Genomic DNA, 18,294 nt, shown 5'->3' with positions numbered 1-18,294 from the left:
TCTCGGACCGCCACAAGGGAGACTGTCCCCCGTGAAGCACGTCATCGCACTCGATGTGGGCGGCACCGGCATGAAAGCCGCGCTGCTCGCCCAGGACGGCTCCGTGCTGTTCGAAGCACGCCGACCGACCGGGCGGGAGCACGGCACGGACGCCGTCGTCGCCGCCATCCTCGACTTCGCCGCCGACCTGGCGGACGAGGGCCGCACCCGCTTCGGGTGCGACCCCCTCGCCGCCGGCGTCGCCGTGCCGGGGACGATCGACGAGAAGAACGGGATCGCGGTCTTCTCCGCCAATCTCGGCTGGCGCGACCTCCCCCTGCGCAAGCTCCTCGGCGAACGCCTCGGCGGGCTGCCCGTCGCCCTCGGCCACGACGTCCGCACCGGCGGGCTCGCCGAGGGCCGGATCGGCGCGGGCCGCGGTGTCGACCGCTTCCTGTTCATCGCGCTGGGCACCGGCATCGCCGGCGCCATCGGCATCGGCGGACGGATCGAGGCGGGCGCCCACGGCTACGGCGGCGAGATCGGCCACGTGGTGGTCCGCCCCGGCGGACCGCTCTGCGGCTGCGGGGCCCGCGGCTGCCTGGAGACGCTGGCCTCGGCCTCCGCCGTCTCCCGGGCCTGGGCCGGGGCCAGCGACGACCCGGACGCCGACGCGGCGGCCTGCGCCGCCGCGGTCGAGGCGGGCGACGAGCGCGCCGAGGCCATCTGGCGCGACGCCGTCGAGGCCCTCGCGGACGGGATCGTGCTCGCGCAGAGCCTGCTCGACCCGTCGACGGTGATCATCGGCGGCGGACTGGCCGAGGCCGGCGAGACGCTCTTCGCACCCCTGCGCGCGGCGGTCTCCGAGCGGCTGACCTTCCAGATGCCCCCCGAGCTGGTCCCGGCCACGCTCAGAGACACAGCTGCTTCCCTGGGCGCGGGTCTGCTCGCCTGGGACCTGCTCTCCACGGAGGTGACCGCGTGACCGCGGACCGCATTGCCCTGGCCGGCGCCCGACTCGTCCTGCCGGACGGCGTGACCGAGAACGGCCGCATCACCGTGGAGGGCGCGCGGATCGCCGCCTTCGGCGGGGACTCCGCCCCGGGCGACCTCGACCTCACCGGCTGCACGGTCGTCCCCGGCTTCGTCGACCTCCACGTGCACGGCGGCGGCGGCGCGTCCTACACGACCGGCATCGCCGAGGAGGCGCTGCGGTCCGCCCGCGCCCACCTGGAGCACGGCACCACCACCACCGTCGCCTCCACCGTCACCGGCGAGATCGACGAGGTGTGCCGCCAGGCCGCCGTGCTCTCCGAGCTGGCCGAGGACGGCGTGCTGGCGGGCGTGCACTTCGAAGGGCCGTTCATCTCGCCCGGCCGGTGCGGCGCGCACCGGCCGGACCTGCTGCGCGACCCGGACCCGGCCCTCGTCCGCAAGGTCGTGGACGCCGCCCGCGGCCACGCCCGGATGGTCACGCTCGCCCCCGAGCTCCCCGGCGGCCTGGAGTCGGTGCGCATGCTCGCCGACCTCGGCATCATCGCCGCCGTCGGCCACACCGACTCCGACTACGCCAAGGCGCTGGAGGCGGTCGAGGCCGGCGCGACCGTCGCCACCCACCTGTTCAACGCGATGCCGGGCATCCAGCACCGCGACCCGGGCCCGATCGTCGCCCTGCTGGAGGACGAGCGGGTCACCGTCGAACTGATCAACGACGGCGTGCACCTGCACCCGTCGGTGCTCGACCTCGCGTACGGCACCGCCGGCGCCGGCCGGGTCGCCCTGATCACCGACGCGATGGCCGCCGCCGCGATGGGCGACGGACGCTACTTCCTCGGCCCGCTGGAGGTCGAGGTCACCGGCGGCGTCGCCCGCCTGGTCGAGGGCGGCTCCATCGCCGGCTCGACGCTCACCCTCGACGTGGCGTTCAAGCGCTCCGTCACCGTCAACGGCCTGAGCCTCGGCCAGGCCGCCGAGTCGCTCTCGGCCGTCCCGGCCCGGCTGCTCGGTCTGGCGGACTCCGTCGGCACGCTGGAGGCCGGCAAGTACGCCGACCTCGTCGTCCTCGACTCCGGCACGTACGACCTCGTCGCGGTGATGCGCCGCGGCGAGTGGATCACCGGCGCGGACCGCCTCCCCAGGACGGTCGCGGCCTGACCCCCGTCCCACCGGGAGCGGGCGGCGGCGTACGTCCCGCCGCCCGCTCCCGGGTACGGGCACGCCCGGCGCCGCCGCGCGGCGGTCGTCAGCCCTTCGGGTAGGTGCTGACCGACATCGGGGTCAGCGCGACCTGGTCGAGCAGGATGGTGCCGCTGCTCCCGGCCGGGACCGTCACCGTCAGGGTGTTGCTCCCGGCCTGCAGCTGCGGCCATATGTTCGTGCTGTACCAGGCGTGGTCCGCGTCGGTGCTGCCCTTCGAGTAGTTCTTGAAGGTCACCCCGTTCACGTGGTCCTTGCCGTTGACCGTGACCTGCGCCGGCAGGTCGGCCGCGGTGTTGTTGAAGTGCAGCCAGAACTTCGCCTGCCCCGCCTGGTCGGCCAGCACCGTCCACGTGACGGTGGAGCCGGCCTGCAGCGTCAGGTAGCCGCCGTCGGCCGACAGGGCGCCCTTGACGCCGCTGCCCGCGGGGGCGTTCTGCGCCTGCAGGGTGCCGGCGTCGGCGATCGGCTCGGCGTCCGGCGTCGGGCTCGGCGCGGCGGACGACTGCGACGGGGCGGCGCTGCTGGCCGCGGCCGAGGCGCTCGCGGCACCCTTGCCGTTCTTGTGCGTGCCGTCCGGGTCGCCGGTGGAGAGCGCGATGCCCGCGCCGATCGCGATCGCCGCGACGACGGCGACCGCGCCGATCACCGCGCCCTTGCCGCGGCGGGCGCGCGGGCCGTCCTCGCCCGGCTGCGGGCGGGAGCGCTCGGCGTAGCGGCTCTGCTGCGGCAGCTGGGACGTCCCCTGCTCCGCGGCGGGCTGCTGCGCGTACTGCTGCTGGGCGCCGTACTGCGGCTGTCCGTACGGCTGCTGGGGGGCGGCCGGCGGCTGCCCGTACTGGGCGCGGCCGACCTCCATCGGGCGGCTGTACGCGTTGCGCGGCTGGCTCGGCGCGGTGGAGCCGTCTGCCGGGCGGTAGAGGTAGGCGAAGGGATCGTCGTCGCCCGCGCCCTCGGGGGCTCCGTTGCTGCCGTCCGTGGTCACGGTGTCACTCCCCGGGCAGATGGTGGACGCTCGTACCGGGGCACCCTACCTAACCTCGGGGACTGCGGGAAAAGCCGATCACCGCCCGCATCACCCGGCACGCCGGTGGGACCGCTCCCCCCGCGCGCCCCGCACAGAACCTCCACGCGCCCGCTTCTCGTCGTACATCCGCTCGTCCGCCGCGCGCAGGACCTCCTCGATGGACATGCCGCACCCCGCCCACCCGATGCCCAGGCTGACGCCGACCCGCATCGCCCGGTTGTCGATCCGCATCGGCGGGATGATCGCGTTGCGCAGCCGGCCCGCGAGGTCCTTCGCCTCCTCGCGGCCGATGCCGTCCGCCAGCACGACGAACTCGTCGCCGCCGAGCCGCGCGACGGTGTCGCCCTCCCGGACGATCTGCTGGAGGCGGCGGGCCACCTCGATCAGCACGGCGTCACCGGCGTTGTGGCCGAACCGGTCGTTGATCGACTTGAAGCCGTCGAGGTCGCAGAAGAGCACGGCCAGGCCCTTGTCGACGAGCGGCTGCAGCCGGTGCTGGGCGCCCCACAGCTCGGTGTCGTCGGGCAGGTCCGCCGGCACGGCGGTGTGCACGTGGGCGGGGCCGTGGTCGAACCGGCCCAGCACCTCGCCGGCGGCGAAGGCCTCCAGGTCGCGGTCGAGCGCCGCGTCGGCGGGCCCGTAGCCGTGCCCGGCCGCGCCGGAGCCGCCGTAGCCGCCGTAGAGGCCGAGGCCGGAGGCGGCGAGCGCGGTGCCGTGCTCCGCCCCGCCGACGCCCTGCGCGAGGCTGCACAGGCGGCGGCCGAGCCGGGCCTTCAGCTCGGAGCCGTTCGGCAGGCCGGTGAGCGCGTCGTGGCTGGCGCGGTGGGCCAGCTGCAGTTCGTGGCGCTTGCGGTCCTCGATGTCCTCGACGTGCGTGAGGAGGAAGCTCGGGCCCTCGGCGGCGTCGGCCACCACCGAGTTGCGCAGGCACACCCACTGGTAGCCGCCGTCCCGGCGGGAGAGCCGCAGCTCGGCCCGGCCGCCCTCGGCGCTGGTGCGCTGCAGCAGGGCGAGGTCCTCGGGGTGGACGAGGTCGGCGAAGCTCTGCTGCCGCAGGGTCGACCGCGGCCGGCCGAGCAGGCGGCAGAGCGCGTCGTTGACCCGGGTCAGCTGGCCGCGCCCGACCCCGTGCAGCTCGGTGATCGCCATGCCGCTCGGCGCGTACTCGAAGGCCTGCCGGAAGCTCTCCTCGCTGGCCCGCAGGGCCTGCTGCTCCTTCTCCAGCCGGGCCAGCGCCCGCTGCATCTCGGCCCGCAACCGGGCGTTGCCGATGGCGATGGACGACTGCAGGGAGAACATCTCCAGCGCCTCGCGCGTCCAGGCCCCGGGCCGCTTGCCGCTGCGCGGCCGGTCGACGGAGAGCACGCCGAGCAGGTCGCCGCCGGCGCTGTACATGGGGGCGAAGAGGAAGTCGCGGGGGTGCCAGTCGTTGGCGTAGATCGGCAGCGGGCCGTCGCCCGTCCAGGTCGGGACGTCGGTGCCGATGGCCCACCCGCGGTCGTACGGCAGGAAGCGCAGGGTGCCCCAGTGGTCGCTGACGCTCAGCATGCGGTCCCAGGACTCCCGGGAGCCGACCTGGCCGAGCAGCACCGCCGGGCCGCCCACGCCGGTCTCCTCCAGCTCCCAGACGGCGGCCACCACCAGGTCGCCGTCGGGCCTCACCAGGCTCACCGCCGCCGCGTCGAACCCGAGCCCGTGGACGGCCCCCTCGACGACCGCCTGCAGCGTGCCGGCCAGGCTGCGGGCAGCGTTGAGGTCCGCCACGACCCGGTGCAAGGTGCGGAGGGTCGCGAGGCGGACGTAAGGCTCCGACTCGGCTTCCATGCGGGGTCTCCCCGGCTGCTTCGGATTGGCGGTGATGGTTATCGTCCGATTGCCAGAAGAACTGAATCACAGCGAGCACAGCGATCGGCACGCTCGGTCAGCAATAGGCCATGACTTGTGACTCAAATCACACGCCACCCCCGTGCCCATACCCAGGTGAGCCGAGGGAAACCCGGACGATACCGGACAACCGGTCGTACGGGGAGGGGTGCGTCAGCCCGGAGTCCTACGACCGAGGCCCGATTCCGCCCCGCCGACCCGCGGACTACCGTGCGATACGTGCAAAGCTCCCCGCAGCCCTCCCAAGCCCGAGCCGCCGGACCCGACGAGTTCCGGGCCGCGCTCTCCCAGCTCGCCTCCGGCGTCGCCCTGGTGACAGCCCTCGACCCCGAGGACGGCGAGGACGCGGGCATGACGGCCACCTCGTTCCTGTCCGTCTCGCTGGAGCCGCCGCTGGTGCTGGTCTCGGTCCGCGAGGACTCCCGCATGGGTGACGTGCTCGCCCGCGCCGAGACCTGGGCCGTCTCGCTGCTCGGCGAGGAGCAGCGGGCCCTCGCCTCGCGGTTCGCCATGAAGGGCCGGCTCAGCGACCGTCTGCTCTTCGCCGACACCCCGCACCGGCGGGGCGAGTTCACCGGTTCCCCGCTGATCGACGGTGCCCTCGCGACCGTCGAGTGCCGCACCGAGGAGCGCGTCCCCGCGGGCGACCACACGCTGGTGCTCGGCCGGGTCCTGCAGGCCCGGGTCGACGCGGCGGGCGGCCGGCCGCTCCTCTACTTCCGCGGCGACTACCGACGGCTGGGCTGAGCACCCGCCGGACGAAACGTCACTCCGCCCCGCGCACCCGGTTCCTGCCCTGCTTGAGCTGGGCCCGGTGCCGCTTGTTCTCCAGCCGGCGCTCGACCATCCCGCGGGACGGCTTGGTCGCCCGGCGCGCCTTCGGCGGCGGTGCCGTGGCATCCCCGAGCAGCGAGGCCAGCCGCGCCGCGGCGACCTCCCGGTTGCGCCACTGCGAGCGGTGCTCGGAGGCCCGGACGACCAGCACCCGGCCGTCGACCAGCCGGTTCGCCAGGCGCTCCAGGGCGCGCTCCTTCCACACCGGCGGCAGCGCGGCGGACGCCGCCAGGTCGTAGCGCAGCTCGACCTGGGTGTCGGAGGTGTTGACGTGCTGGCCACCGGGGCCGGAGGAACGCGAGAAGCGCCAGACGAGCTCGGCGTCGGGGACGACCACCGACCCCCGTACGCGGATGGGCTCGGACATGCGTTCATCATCCCGCGCCGCACCGCCCCCGGTCACGCGGTTATCACCGCGGACCCGCTCCGGCCCCGGCCGGCATCGCCCCGGGGCAGAATGGGCCCGTGATCGAGCTCGGCTACTCCCTCTCCACCCGCTTCCCCGACCCCCCGCAGACCGACTACCGGGACGCCCCGGTGCACAGCCTGCGGCACGACCTCTTCTGCGGCGACGTCTACCTGGAGGCGGACGGCAGGGAGTTCGGCACGCGCTGGGGCTGGGTGCCGGTGCTCGACTTCGCCTGGGCGCTGTGCGACGTCGTCGAACAGCTGGACCGCGACCCGCAGGGCAGCCGCGCCGCCGCCGTGCAGACGGCCGACCTCGACTTCACCCAGAACACCGAGCTGCTGCGCTTCGCCCGCCGCTTCGGCTGGGTGGAGGTCACCGCCACCTGGCTGCGGGACGCCGAACCGGCCGTCGTCCGCCACGCCGACCTCCGCCGCGAGGCCCGCGACTTCCTGCAGGACGTGCTCGCGGATCTGGCGGACCTCCACGAGGGCCTGGCCGACAATCCGAACATCTGGACGGTCCAGGGCCGTTTTCCGCGGATCTGACCGGCCGGACCGCGCCGCGCCGCTACGGTTCGTACGAGAAATCCGGCCCGGGCTGGAACCATGGCCCCCGCGACCAGCGTTCTTCCGAACAAAAGCGACCGAAGGGACACACACACCATGCCCGTGAGCCTCTCCAAGGGTGGCAACGTCTCGCTGACCAAGGAGGCCCCCGGTCTGACGGCCGTCACCGTCGGCCTCGGCTGGGACACCCGCACGACCACCGGTGCGGAGTTCGACCTCGACGCCAGCGCGATCGTGCTGAACAACGACGGCAAGGTGTACTCCGACCGTCACTTCGTCTTCTTCAACAACACCAGCACCCCGGACAGCACCGTCGTCCACACCGGTGACAACCGCACCGGCGAGGGCGCCGGCGACGACGAGCAGATCAACGTCAACCTGGCCGGCCTGCCCGCCGACGTCACCCGGATCACCTTCCCGGTGTCGATCTACGACGCGGTCAACCGCAGCCAGAGCTTCGGCCAGGTCCGCAACGCCTACATCCGCGTGCTCAACGCGGCCGGCGGTGCCGAGATCGCCCGCTACGACCTCTCCGAGGACGCCGCCACCGAGACCGCCATGATCTTCGGCGAGCTCTACCGCAGCGGCGCGGAGTGGAAGTTCCGCGCCATCGGCCAGGGCTACGCCTCCGGCCTGGTCGGCATCGCGCAGGACTTCGGCGTCAACGTCTGACCCGCGGACGCGCGGCACGACCGCGCCCGGGCCGTCAACGGCCCGCCGCTCACGAACGGGCGATGCCCGGACCCTCCGAAGGGGTCCGGGCATCGCCCGTTCGCGTGTCCGCCGGCGCCGCGGCCGTGCGGTCCGTCAGGAACGGCCCACCCGGAGCTCCGGCAGCTGCAGCATCTCGGTGTCGTCGTGCGGCGTCAGGTCGACCACCTCGGGACGGCGGTGCTCCGTCTCCTCGTCCTGCTCGGGACGGGCGGGCACCGGAGCGGGCTCGGCCACCCGCGGCACGGCCTCCGTCGGGGCCGCGTAGCGCACGCTCTCCGCGAGCGCCTCGTCGCCCACCACGTCGGCGAGGTCGCCGACCGCCGGTGCCGGCGCCGCCGCCCGCAGCGCGGCGACCGTGGCCGGACGCCCGAAGAAGCTGAACCCGGGCCCGCGGCCCACCCGCGGACGGGCCGCCTGCACCACCGTGCCGGACCTCGGGACGGACGGCTCCGGAACGGCCACCACGGCCTGCTGCCGGACGACCGGCACCGGCTGCGGCGACCGCGGGCGGAGCTCCACCTGCGCGCGCGCCGCACCCTCCTGACGACGGGCCGCGGCCTCGGCGCCCTGGCGCTCCATGCGGCGCAGCGCGGCGGCCGCCCGGACGAACGCCGCCGGGCTGACCGGGTGCGCGGGCACCTCGGCGTCGCGCGCACGCCGGGCCGCCTCGGCCTCACGCAGCGTCTGCTCGGCGACCGCCACGGCGCGTTCGCGCAGCAGCCGGGCGATCTCCGTCTCGGCCTTGGCCAGACGGGACTTCTCCGCGGTCAGCCGGCGGCCGAACCGGGTCGCGCGCTCCTCGGCGACCTCGGCGGCGTACTCGGCCTCCGCGAGCTGCTCCTCGAAGCGCTCCTCGGCCCGCAGGCGACGGGTGGCCGCGAGCTGCAGGGCGGCGCGGGCGGCACGGTCGCGCTGACGCAGCACCAGGCCCAGGCCGACGGCCGCCACCACGGCGGCGACACCCACCGACCGGGCGACCAGCGGGTCCGGCGTGGCCACCAGGGCGGCCACCGCGGCAAGGACCAGCACGCCGACGGCGGCAGGAGGCACGGACCGGCCGAGGACGGAGGAATGACGGTGGCGTCCACGAGACATGCCAAGAAACTAGCGTGCGAATTGGGGCCCTGTCAGCCTCGCCACTCATTCGGCTCTTGACAGTCCGTCGGAAACGCACGGCGTGTTCGAACGCGCACGGAGGGCTACCATGGCCGCCGTCCGACCGACCGACCTGCAGAGCGAGGCGCCCGTGTCCCCCGGTTTCCGTGTGCACCCCGGTGAGCTGACCGCCGCCGGGCAGGCCGCCCTGCGCACCTCCGGACGGCTGCGCGCCGACGCGCGGGCCGTCCTCGGCCCCGCCGACGCCGCCGTCGGGGCCCTCCCCGGCTGGCGCACCGCCGCGGCGCTCCGCGACTGCGCCGACGCCTGGCACCGCGTCCTGGAGCGGCTCGCCGACGAGCTCGACACCATCGGCGGCGACCTCGTCCGCACCGCCGACGGCTACACGGCCGCCGACGAAGCCGTCCTGCGCTCCCTCACCCCGGCGCGCTGACATGGATACCGCCGCACTCGCCGCCGCCCGCCCGGACACCCTGCCGGCCGCCGCGGACGCCTACGCCGCCCTGGTCTCCGCCGTCGAACGGCACCACGCCGCCTGGACGCGGGAGACCGCCGCCCGGGTGCACGGCGCCGACTGGCAGGGCCGGGCGGCCGACCTCGCCACGGTCGCCGTCGACCGGACGGGCGGGCGCCTCCAGGCCGCCTGGATGGAGCTGGCCCTGGTGCGGGACACCCTGCGGACGGCCGCGGAGGCGTTCCGGGTCGCCCGGGGCCGGCTGGCGGCCGACCCCGACGGAGCCCTCGCGGCGGCGGAGCGCGCCGACGCGGCCGCCGCCGCCCGGCTGACCGCGCTCGCCGCCACCGCCCGCAGCGGCGCGGCCCTCACCGCGACCGCCGCGGCCGCCGGCCTCGGCCGGCTCTCCGACCCGCGCGAGGCCCTGAACACCGCGCTGGCGTCCCTGCTGCCGCCGCCCGGTGCCCGTCCCGCGGAGGCCGCCGCCTGGTGGCGGGCGCTCGGCCCCGACGCCCGGGCCGCCCTCACGGAGGCCCGGCCCGAGCTCGTCGGCGGCCTGGACGGCCTGCCGGCCCGTGACCGCGACCGGGCGAACCGGCTCCGGCTGACCCGCCTGCTGCAGCACCCCGACACCCTGCCCGCACCGCTGCGGACCGGCCTGCAGGCCGTCGCGGAGCGCCTGGCCCGGGCCGAGGACGGCATCCTGCTGCTCGCCCTCGGCGCGGAGGGCCAGGGCCGGGCGGTGCTCAGCCACGGCGACCCGGACACCGCGGACGACGTCGCCGTCTACGTGCCGGGCTTCGGCACCGACCTGGCCGCCGCGGGACGCGGCGACGCCGACCGGGCGGAGCGGATCCGCGACGCGGCCGACCGCTGCGGCAGCGGCCGGACGACCGCCGCGATGGTGTGGCTGGGGTACGACGCCCCGCCCAACGAGGGGCTGGACCCGCGGTCGGCCCAGGTCGCCGGGGACGACCGCGCCCGGGCCGGGGCGGACGGCCTGCACGGCTTCCTGGACGGCCTGCGGGCCGCCCGCCCGGGCCCGCCCGCCCACGTCACGGCGGTCGGTCACAGCTACGGCTCCCTGGTCGTCGGGCTGGCCGCCCGGCAGGGCGGCGGCATGGACGACGTCGTCCTGGTCGGCAGCCCCGGCGCGGGCGTCGGCCGGGCCGGGGAGCTGGGGGTCGGCGCCGACCACGTGTACGTCGGGGTGGCGGACCACGACCCCGTGGGCCGGCTGCCCGGCGGCGCGTCGGTGGCGGGCGGGCTGCTGCTGGGCGGGCTGCCCGCCGCCGCGGCGATGCAGGCCGCGGGCCCGGACGACCTGTGGTTCGGCCGTGACCCGGCCGGCGCGGGCTTCGGCGCCCACCGGTTCGGGGTGGAGCCGGGCGGCGCGGGCGCCTTCGCGAGCCACTCCGCCTACTTCGACGCCTCGGCCGACGGGCGTCCGTCGGAGTCGCTGGCCAACATCGGCCGGGTGGTCGCGGGCCGCGGGGCGGAGGTCACCACCGCGCCGCACCGCTGACCGGCCGCGGCCGGCGGGTGCGGTTCAGCGCGCCGACGGGGCGGCGGGGTGGGTGGGCCCGTCGTGGTCCTCGGGGAGCTTGCAGACGTGCTGGAGCCAGAGCGCGGCCGCCATGACGGCGGCGCCGGCCAGCACCGCGAACCCGGCGGTGAGGGCCTGCGACTTGCGGGCGGCGATGTCGAGCTGCCCGAGCAGGAAGACGCCGGTGCCCGCGTACATGCCGGTGACCACGGCGGCCACCAGGCCGCTGGCCTGGGCGAGCACCACGGCCCGCGCCGCGTGCAGCGGGTCGACGCCCTTGGCGCCGGGCTGCCGCTCGCGGACCGCCTTCAGCCGGGCCCGCAGCGACAGCGCGGTGGCCAGCAGCACCACGGCGACGGCGGCCAGCACCACGGGGGCCGCCGCGGGCACGCCGGGGAGGCTGCCGAGCGAGCCCCACAGCTTGGCGCCGGCCCAGGAGAGCACCCCGGCCACGGCGGTGATGCCGAGCAGCAGGCGGAGACGGAGCGGCTTCACGCGGACGATGTCCTTCCCGACGGACGCGACGGACTGCTGTCCCTGACGGACCGTCGCGGTGCGGCGGTGCCAGGCCACCGTACCGGCCGGCCGGCCACCACCTGTACGGACGGTCCGGTGCCGGGGGAAGTTCCCCGGCGGCCGGTCACTCCGGCAGCCTCAGCCGGATGTCGGAGCGACGGCGCACTCCCTGCGCCTCCTCGCCGCCCAGGGCCTTCAGCAGTTCGGCGACCGGGCCGCGGCCGGGCACCTCGGCGTCCGGGTCGGCGTCGAGCCAGGGGGCGAGGACGAACGCGCGCTCGTGGGCGCGCGGGTGGGGCAGCACCAGGTGCGGGTCGTCGCTGAGGGTGCCCTCCACCGCGAGGATGTCGACGTCGAGGGTGCGCGGGCCCCAGTGGACCTCGCGGACCCGCCCGAAGGCGTCCTCGACGGCGTTGCCGCGCTCCAGCAGCGAGGTCGCCGGGAGCGTGGTGCGCAGCAGCACCACGGCGTTGTAGTAGGACGGCTGGTCGGCGGGGCCGCCGACGGCGTCCGTCTCGAAGACGCCGGAGACGGCCGTGATGCGGATGCCGGGGGTGTCCGCGAGCGCGTCGACGGCGCCCTGCAGGGTCTCCAGCCGGTTGCCCAGGTTGGCGCCCAGGGCGACGGCGGCGTGCCGGACGGTCTGCAGGGTGGAGTCCGCCGAGTCGACCCTGCGCTCCAGGTCGAACGTGGTCGGCGAGGCGGTCGGGTCGCTGGTGCTCATCGGGTTCCCTCTGCGGCTCGGGGGCGACGCGGCCGGCACGTCACGTGCGGCCCCGGTGGATGGTGACGGTCACGTCGTCGAACGGGACGGTGATCGGGGCGTCCGGCTTGTGCACGGTGACCTCGACCTCCTCGACCGTGCCGTGCTTGAGGCATTGGTCGGCGATCCGCTGCGCGAGCGTCTCGATCAGGTCGACGGGGTCGCCCGCGATCACCGCGGTGACCTCCTCGGCGATCACGCCGTAGTGGGCGGTGCGGGTGAGGTCGTCCGTGGCGGCGGCCGGGCGGGTGTCCAGGAACAGGACGAGGTCGACGACGAAGGTCTGGCCCTCGGCGCGTTCCCGTTCGAAGACGCCGTGGTGGCCCCGGGCACGCAGACCCCGCAGGGTGACGCGGTCGAGCAAACGAATCACTGCTCCCAGAAGACGGCCCCGCCGGAGGCAGGGCGACGGCGGGCCCCGTCGCCCGCCACCCGTCGAATCTACCTCCGGGTGCCCGTGGCCCCCGACCGTCTACCCGGCACCACGGGCCGTCACGCGCGCCGGATCGGCGATTGACGTGAACGTTTCGTGCCGTTCCGGCGGCGGCCGCGCACCGGCTGCGGCGTCAGTCCTCGTCCTCGTCGTCGTCCTCGTCGTCCCCGCTGGTCAGCACGGGTGATCCGTGGTGCGACCAGAGCCGCCAGCCGTCCGGGGTGCGGCGGAAGAGGTTGGTGGAGACGACCTTGCCGCCGACGAGCGGGCCTAGCTCGCCCTCCTCCTCGGCCTCGCCGCCGGAGAGGATGTTCTCGGTGCAGGTGACAAGGGCCACATCGCCCTGCACCTCGCACTCGACATCGGTCAGGAAGAACTGGATGTACTCCGTGTTCATCATGATCAGCATGTACGACCGGGTCACCTGGGCCCGCCCGCGCAGCACCGGCCAGCCCGGGTGCACGCAGACGACGCCGCCCTTGTCGTCGGCGTCCCCGGCCCCGAGCCAGATGCCTTCCACGGCCTCCAGGTCACCGTTCTCCAGCGCCTCGTACATCGCCTGGTTGGCCGCCAGGACGGCCTCGCGGTCCACTTCCAGGGCCGACGCCTGCTCTCCGCTCACCGTGCCGCCTCCTGACGTACCGCCCGCCTCGTCGTCGTCCCGCACCGTGCCTCCTGCAGGGCTGCTGCCACTCCTACCCCCTTCGGCCGGCCTGCTGCCAGGCCGCGACCACTCGTACGGCGTCGGCCGTGCCGGCCACGTCGTGCACCCGGACGGCCCAGGCGCCCGCCCGGGCGGAGAGCACCGAGACCGCCGCCGTGGCGTCGTCCCGCTGCCTGGCCGGGCGCAGCTCCCCGGTTTCCGGGTTGGCGAGCAGCGTACCCAGGAAGCGCTTGCGCGAAGCCGCGACGAGCACCGGGCGCCCGAGGGCGGTGAGCGCGTCGAGCCGGCCGAGCAGGGCCCAGTTGTGCTCCGCGGTCTTGGCGAAGCCCAGGCCCGGGTCGAGGACGATCTGCTCCTCCTTGACCCCGGCGGCCAGCAGCGCGCCCATCCGGGCGGCGAGTTCGGCGGTGACGTCGGCGACGACGTCGCGGTAGACGGCGAGGGAGTCCATGTCGGCGGACTGCCCGCGCCAGTGCATCACCACGAACGGCGCGCCGGTGGCGGCCACCACCTCGGCCATCGCCGGGTCGGCGAGGCCGCCCGAGACGTCGTTGACCATCCGGGCGCCGGCCTCGACGGCGGCCGCGGCGACGGCCGCGCGCATGGTGTCCACCGAGACGGCGACACCCGCCGCGGCGAGGTCCCGGACGACCGGGACGACCCGGCGCAGCTCCTCCTGCGCGGTGACGCGCTGCGCGCCGGGCCGGGTGGACTCCCCGCCGACGTCGACCAGGTCGGCGCCCTGCGCGGTCAGGCGCAGGCCGTGGGCGACGGCGGCCTCCGGGTCGAGCCAGAGTCCGCCGTCGGAGAAGGAGTCGGGGGTGACGTTGACGACGCCCATCACGGCGCAGCGGTCGAGGGCGGGAAGGCCGGGCAGCGGGTTGTCCATGGGGCCATTATCGAGCCACCCGGGGCACCGGGCCGGACGCCGGACGCCGTCGGCGGGCACCGCGTGCTGCGGTGCCCGCCGACGGCGTCCGTGCCGGGGCCGGCCGGGCTCAGGCGGCCTCGGTGACCGATCCGAGCCGGGCCTCGCCGCTCTCGGGCATCAGGCTCTGCCGGGGGCGGGGCCGGCCGATGCGGGGCAGGCCCAGCGTGATGAACGCCTCCGCCTGCATGGCGGCGAAGCCGATCCGCGGGAGGTCGCGGGTCTGCTTGTAGACGAGGAAGCGGGGCTCCCACTCCGGCTGGAACTTGGCGTTGAACTTGTACAGCGACTCGATCTGGAACCACCGCGAGAGGAAGACCAGCAGGCCGCGCCATGCGCGGAGCACGGGACCGGCGCCGATGCGCTCCCCGCGGGCGAGCGCGGAGCGGAACATCGCGAAGTTCAGCGACACCCGGCGCACGCCCATCGCCGGCACGGCCTGCAGGGCGGCGACGATGAGCAGCTCGTTGAGGCCGGGGTCGGCCTCGCGGTCGCGGCGCATGAGTTCCAGGGAGATGCCGTCCGGTCCCCAGGGCACGAAGTGCAGGACGGCCGCGAGGCCGGGGTCGGTCCCTCCGTCCACGGGGGCCCGGTGGGCGGTGACCACGATGCAGTCGTCGTCACCGGCGTCGCCGAAGCGGCCGAGGGCCATCGAGAAGCCCCGCTCGGTGTCGGTGCCCCGCCACCGGCAGGCGGCGTCGGCGATCTGCCGCTTCTCGTCCGCCGTGAGGTCGCCGACCCGGCGGACCTGGCAGGAGTAGCCGTTGCGCTCGATCCGCTTCACCATCTGGCGGACGTTGCGCATCGCCCGCCCGGCGAGCGAGAACGTGGCGGTGTCGACGATGGCCTCGTCGCCGAGTTCGAGGGCGGCGAGGCCCGCCTCGCGGGTCCAGACCTCGCCGCCGACCTCGCTGCACCCCATGACGGCGGGCACCCAGGCGTGCTCGCGGGCCTCCGTCATGAAGACCTTGATCGCCCCGGGCCACGCCTCGACGTCGCCGACCGGGTCTCCCGAGGCCAGCATCACGCCGGACACCACGCGGTAGGAGATCGCCGCCTTGCCGGAGGGCGAGAACAGCACGCTCTTGTCGCGGCGCAGGGCGAAGTAGCCGAGCGAGTCGCGGTGGCCGTGCCGGGCGAGCAGCCCGCGGACCTTCACCTCGTCCTCGGCGGTCAGCTCGGGTTCGGGCTTCTCCGGCCGCAGCGCCAGGTAGGCGGTGGTGAAGGCGGTGAGCAGGCCGAGCGCGCCGAGCGAGTACGCGACGAGGTCGGAGATGCGGTCGGAGCCGTAGCGGATCGGCCCGTCGAAGCCGAAGAGGCCGTAGAGCGTCTCCTGGAGCCGCTGGGCGAGCGTGGGGTCGCCCAGCTCCGACCTCGGGTGGACGCTCACGATCAGCAGGCCGAGCAGCACGCTGAAGACGCCCATCACCACGAGGTTGACCACGGCGCGGAGGCGGGTGCGCGGGTCGGCCTTCGCGTAGAACTCGCCGCGGTGCACGAGGATCACCGCGAACAGCACCAGCGACACCACCGCCGGGACGGTCTCGTGCCAGCGCAGCAGGTGCAGGGCCGCACCGACCGGCAGCAGCACGCAGACCGCCCGCCAGGCGCGCCGCTTGCGGCGGCGCAGTGCGTGGGCGAGCAGCACCAGCAGGATGCCGATCATGAGCGTGCCGACCGCGGCGAGGGCCGTGGTGATGCCCGGCAGCTGCCCGGCGAAGGTGTGCATCCGGGTGTGGCGCAGCCGCGGGAAGACGGCGCTGCAGATGTCGAGCAGGCCGATCAGCAGGCAGGCGTAGCCGACCACGCCGGGGAGCCATGCGCGGGGGACGGCCGCCGCCTGGGTGCGCAGCGTCTGCAGCCCGCGGCGGCGGGGCTGCTCGGTCGACGGCTCAACGGACACGGGAGCGCTCATGGGGGTTCAGCGTAGGGGCTGGGGCGGCTCGCCCGGTCACTCCGTGGCGGGAGTGGTGATGGACCTTCATGGCTATTCCTCGATCGGGCGATCCGCAGGTCAGGAAGGGTCCGCGCGCGGGCGTGCCGGAGCGGGTCCTCCCCGGACGGGGGAAGCCTGGGGGACGGGTGGGGCCGCCCTCGGACGGGTCGGCGTGGCCGGCCGGTCGCACGGGCGGGTGGCAGAGGTGAAGGGCTCGGACGCTGGGCACCGTCGCCGAGGGGCGCCGGCTCACGCACTACACACGGTGGGACGCCGCAGTCTAGGGCCTCGGTTGCAGTGTGCCCCGGCGCCTCACCGGCGGCGCCGTCCGACGCCCGGTCAGGCTAGCCCCGGTGGCCCGGCCCCGTGTGCGAACGGACGATGAACCCTGGCCCACACACCGCCCGATGGAAGGCGCCGTCATGGAACTGACCAGCAGTTCGCTGGTGTACGCACTGGCCGCGACGGCGGTTGCGGGGCTGCTGGCGACCCTCTGGCTGTGGCCCCGGCTGGCCCGCCAGCGGCCGCTGCCGGTGCTCGGACGGCTCGCCCTGCTGACGGTCGTTCAGGTGTCGGTGCTGAGTGTGCTCGCGCTGGCGGTGAACAACTCGTACAGCTTCTACACCTCGTGGAACGACCTGCTGAGCCCGGGCGGTGCGGCGCTGGCGCTGACGAGTTCGGAGCACGCGCCGGGGGCCGCGCCGGAGGGCGGGCAGAAGCTGGTGGAGCCCAGCGCCGAGGGCGGGCTGGAGACGGTGAAGGACGTGCTGCCGGCCGGCAAGCCGGAGGAGGTGGGCCGGGTCGACTCGGTGAAGGTCACGGGCACCGAGTCCGGGCTGTCCGACCAGGTCTTCGTCTACCTGCCGCCGGAGTACTTCGTCCCCAGGTACGCGCGGGAGCGCTTCCCGGTGATGCTGGCCATCGGCGGCTACCCCGGCCCGTCCCTGCACCTGGTGGAGGGCCTGCGGGTGCCGCAGACGGCCTCGGAGCTGGAGCGTGCCGGGCGGATCTCGCCGACCGTCATCGTGATGGCCAGGCCGACCGTGGCGCCGCCGCGCAACACCGAGTGCGTGGACGTGGCGGGCGGTCCGCGGACGGAGACCTGGTTCACCAAGGACCTGCCGGCCGCGCTCCGCTCGGCGTACCGGGTGAGCCACTCGACGGGCTCGTGGGGCGTCTTCGGCTACTCGACCGGCGGCAGCTGCGCGCTGCGCCTCGCGATGCGCAACCCGGACGCCTTCCCCTACGCGGCCGGGCTGCACGCGGACTACCAGGTGCCGAACGACCGCTGGACGGACGGCGACCTCTTCGGGGGCGACGCCGGGGCGGCCTCGCAGTCGGACCTCGCCTGGCGGCTGAAGAACCTGCCGGCGCCGCGCGCGTCCCTGCTCGTGGTGAGCACGAAGACCGAGGACAACTACCCGGCGACCCAGCAGTTCCTCGCCACCGCGCAGCAGGTCTCGGGGGAGCACCCCGAGTTCAGCGCGGAGTCGCTCTTCCTGGACGACGGCGGGCACAGCTTCGAGACCTGGCGGCGGGAGCTGCCGGCGGCGCTGGAGTGGATGAGCGACCACCTGGCGCCGCCGCCGGACCGCGAGCCGCGGCCGTAGCGCGCGGGCGTTCGCGTCCGGCCGCGGTGCCCGGGCCGCGGGCACCGCGGCCGGACGGCGTCTAGCGTGCGACGATCAGGCTCATGGCCTCGGCACGGGTGGCCGGGTCGCGCAGCTGGCCGCGGACGGCCGAGGTGAGCGTCTTGGCGCCGGGCTTGCGGATGCCGCGCATCGACATGCACATGTGCTCGCACTCGATGACGACGATCGCCCCGCGCGGTTCCAGGATCCGCATGAGCGAGTCGGCGACCTGGCTGGTCAGCCGCTCCTGCACCTGGGGCCGGCGGGCGTAGACGTCGACCAGCCGCGCCAGCTTGGACAGGCCGGTGATCTTGCCGCTGGTCGAGGGTATGTACCCGACGTGCGCCACGCCGCGGAACGGCACCAGGTGGTGCTCGCAGGTGGAGAAGACCTCGATGTCCTTGACCAGCACCATCTCGTCGTGGCCGAGGTCGAAGGTGGTGGTCAGGACGTCCTCGGGCTCCTGCCACAGACCGGCGAAGATCTCCTTGTACGCGCGGGCCACGCGGGCCGGCGTCTCCAGCAGGCCCTCGCGGTCCGGGTCCTCGCCGACCGCGAGGAGGAGTTCGCGCACCGCGTTCTCCGCACGCTTCTGGTCGAAGTGCCCGACGACGGGCTCACCACCGAGAGTCACCGGGTCGATCATGCGGGCCTCGCTTGCCTGAGGGAGTGGGCGGGACGGGTGCCCGGGTCGGGGC

19 protein-coding genes are annotated in these 18,294 nt (G+C 75.1%); 8 read left to right on the top strand and 11 right to left on the bottom strand.

Translation table 11 applies throughout. The annotated features are described in order from the left end of the window. The first annotated feature begins 31 nt into the window (after positions 1 to 31). Entirely contained in the window at positions 32 to 964 is a 933-nt protein-coding gene (locus SNE206_RS04555; protein WP_407912034.1) for an ROK family protein, read from the top strand. Then, positions 961 to 2,133: an N-acetylglucosamine-6-phosphate deacetylase gene (gene nagA / locus SNE206_RS04550; protein ID WP_407912033.1), complete on the top strand. Its 1,173-nt coding sequence runs from the start codon at positions 961 to 963 to the stop codon at positions 2,131 to 2,133. The genes SNE206_RS04555 and nagA overlap by 4 nt, the downstream gene beginning before the upstream one ends. A gap of 88 nt (positions 2,134 to 2,221) precedes the next feature. Here nagA and SNE206_RS04545 read toward each other — a convergent pair whose 3' ends face one another. Together SNE206_RS04545 and SNE206_RS04540 are read right to left on the bottom strand one after the other, a co-directional pair. Beyond that, positions 2,222 to 3,160 (bottom strand): hypothetical protein, encoded by a 939-nt coding sequence (locus SNE206_RS04545; RefSeq protein ID WP_407912032.1) that lies wholly within the window; start codon positions 3,158 to 3,160, stop codon positions 2,222 to 2,224. Between the two features lie 90 nt (positions 3,161 to 3,250). Next, a complete protein-coding gene (locus SNE206_RS04540) occupies positions 3,251 to 5,026 on the bottom strand; it encodes a diguanylate cyclase domain-containing protein (protein ID WP_407912031.1) in 1,776 nt (591 codons plus the stop codon). A 279-nt stretch (positions 5,027 to 5,305) separates the two neighbouring features. Here SNE206_RS04540 and SNE206_RS04535 point away from each other — a divergent pair, with 279 nt between their 5' ends. Beyond that, positions 5,306 to 5,833: a flavin reductase family protein gene (locus tag SNE206_RS04535; protein WP_407912030.1), complete on the top strand. Its 528-nt coding sequence runs from the start codon at positions 5,306 to 5,308 to the stop codon at positions 5,831 to 5,833. 19 nt (positions 5,834 to 5,852) lie between these two features. Here SNE206_RS04535 and arfB read toward each other — a convergent pair whose 3' ends face one another. Next, complete coding sequence (arfB, locus tag SNE206_RS04530) at positions 5,853 to 6,287, bottom strand: alternative ribosome rescue aminoacyl-tRNA hydrolase ArfB (protein WP_407912029.1); 435 nt, start codon at positions 6,285 to 6,287, stop codon at positions 5,853 to 5,855. Positions 6,288 to 6,385: 98 nt separating this feature from the next. On the opposite strand from arfB, the gene SNE206_RS04525 reads away from it, so the two are divergent. Together SNE206_RS04525 and SNE206_RS04520 are read left to right on the top strand one after the other, a co-directional pair. After that, complete coding sequence (locus SNE206_RS04525) at positions 6,386 to 6,874, top strand: hypothetical protein (protein WP_407912028.1); 489 nt, start codon at positions 6,386 to 6,388, stop codon at positions 6,872 to 6,874. A gap of 117 nt (positions 6,875 to 6,991) precedes the next feature. Continuing rightward, positions 6,992 to 7,567 carry a TerD family protein gene (locus SNE206_RS04520; RefSeq protein WP_405012045.1) on the top strand — a complete coding sequence of 192 codons (576 nt, stop codon included), beginning with the start codon at positions 6,992 to 6,994 and terminating at the stop codon, positions 7,565 to 7,567. A 135-nt stretch (positions 7,568 to 7,702) separates the two neighbouring features. Here the strand turns inward: SNE206_RS04520 and SNE206_RS04515 are convergent, their stop codons facing one another. Continuing rightward, positions 7,703 to 8,704, bottom strand: a complete 1,002-nt coding sequence (locus SNE206_RS04515; RefSeq protein WP_407912027.1) for a hypothetical protein — start codon at positions 8,702 to 8,704, stop codon at positions 7,703 to 7,705. A 109-nt stretch (positions 8,705 to 8,813) separates the two neighbouring features. On the opposite strand from SNE206_RS04515, the gene SNE206_RS04510 reads away from it, so the two are divergent. Then, complete coding sequence (locus SNE206_RS04510; protein ID WP_407912026.1) at positions 8,814 to 9,158, top strand: hypothetical protein; 345 nt, start codon at positions 8,814 to 8,816, stop codon at positions 9,156 to 9,158. Position 9,159: 1 nt separating this feature from the next. Beyond that, entirely contained in the window at positions 9,160 to 10,704 is a 1,545-nt protein-coding gene (locus tag SNE206_RS04505) for an alpha/beta hydrolase (RefSeq protein WP_407912025.1), read from the top strand. A gap of 24 nt (positions 10,705 to 10,728) precedes the next feature. Here SNE206_RS04505 and SNE206_RS04500 read toward each other — a convergent pair whose 3' ends face one another. The 6 genes from SNE206_RS04500 to SNE206_RS04475 all read right to left on the bottom strand — a co-directional run bounded on the left by SNE206_RS04500 (position 10,729) and on the right by SNE206_RS04475 (position 15,944). Further along, positions 10,729 to 11,220, bottom strand: coding sequence for a DUF3180 domain-containing protein (locus tag SNE206_RS04500; protein ID WP_407912024.1), 492 nt, complete (start codon positions 11,218 to 11,220; stop codon positions 10,729 to 10,731). A 145-nt stretch (positions 11,221 to 11,365) separates the two neighbouring features. Further along, the gene (folK, locus tag SNE206_RS04495) at positions 11,366 to 11,965 is read right to left on the bottom strand and encodes a 2-amino-4-hydroxy-6-hydroxymethyldihydropteridine diphosphokinase (RefSeq protein ID WP_407912023.1); all 600 of its coding nucleotides are present in this window, start codon (positions 11,963 to 11,965) and stop codon (positions 11,366 to 11,368) included. A 40-nt stretch (positions 11,966 to 12,005) separates the two neighbouring features. Continuing rightward, on the bottom strand, positions 12,006 to 12,368 hold the full coding sequence (gene folB / locus SNE206_RS04490; RefSeq protein ID WP_407912225.1) for a dihydroneopterin aldolase: 363 nt from the start codon (positions 12,366 to 12,368) through the stop codon (positions 12,006 to 12,008). A gap of 202 nt (positions 12,369 to 12,570) precedes the next feature. Next, positions 12,571 to 12,993 carry a nuclear transport factor 2 family protein gene (locus tag SNE206_RS04485; RefSeq protein WP_407912224.1) on the bottom strand — a complete coding sequence of 141 codons (423 nt, stop codon included), beginning with the start codon at positions 12,991 to 12,993 and terminating at the stop codon, positions 12,571 to 12,573. Between the two features lie 139 nt (positions 12,994 to 13,132). Further along, a complete protein-coding gene (gene folP, locus SNE206_RS04480) occupies positions 13,133 to 13,990 on the bottom strand; it encodes a dihydropteroate synthase (RefSeq protein WP_407912022.1) in 858 nt (285 codons plus the stop codon). A gap of 109 nt (positions 13,991 to 14,099) precedes the next feature. Further along, a complete protein-coding gene (locus SNE206_RS04475) occupies positions 14,100 to 15,944 on the bottom strand; it encodes a phosphatidylglycerol lysyltransferase domain-containing protein (RefSeq protein WP_407912021.1) in 1,845 nt (614 codons plus the stop codon). 443 nt (positions 15,945 to 16,387) lie between these two features. Here SNE206_RS04475 and SNE206_RS04470 point away from each other — a divergent pair, with 443 nt between their 5' ends. Then, positions 16,388 to 17,575 (top strand): alpha/beta hydrolase, encoded by a 1,188-nt coding sequence (locus tag SNE206_RS04470; RefSeq protein ID WP_407912020.1) that lies wholly within the window; start codon positions 16,388 to 16,390, stop codon positions 17,573 to 17,575. Between the two features lie 61 nt (positions 17,576 to 17,636). Here SNE206_RS04470 and folE read toward each other — a convergent pair whose 3' ends face one another. Next, positions 17,637 to 18,242 (bottom strand): GTP cyclohydrolase I FolE, encoded by a 606-nt coding sequence (folE, locus tag SNE206_RS04465; RefSeq protein WP_405012055.1) that lies wholly within the window; start codon positions 18,240 to 18,242, stop codon positions 17,637 to 17,639. Between the last annotated feature and the right edge of the window lie 52 nt (positions 18,243 to 18,294).

This window comes from Kitasatospora sp. NE20-6, from assembly GCF_045862635.1.
Note: the sequence above shows the minus strand (reverse complement) of the source record. Positions and strands in the feature narration are given on the sequence as shown.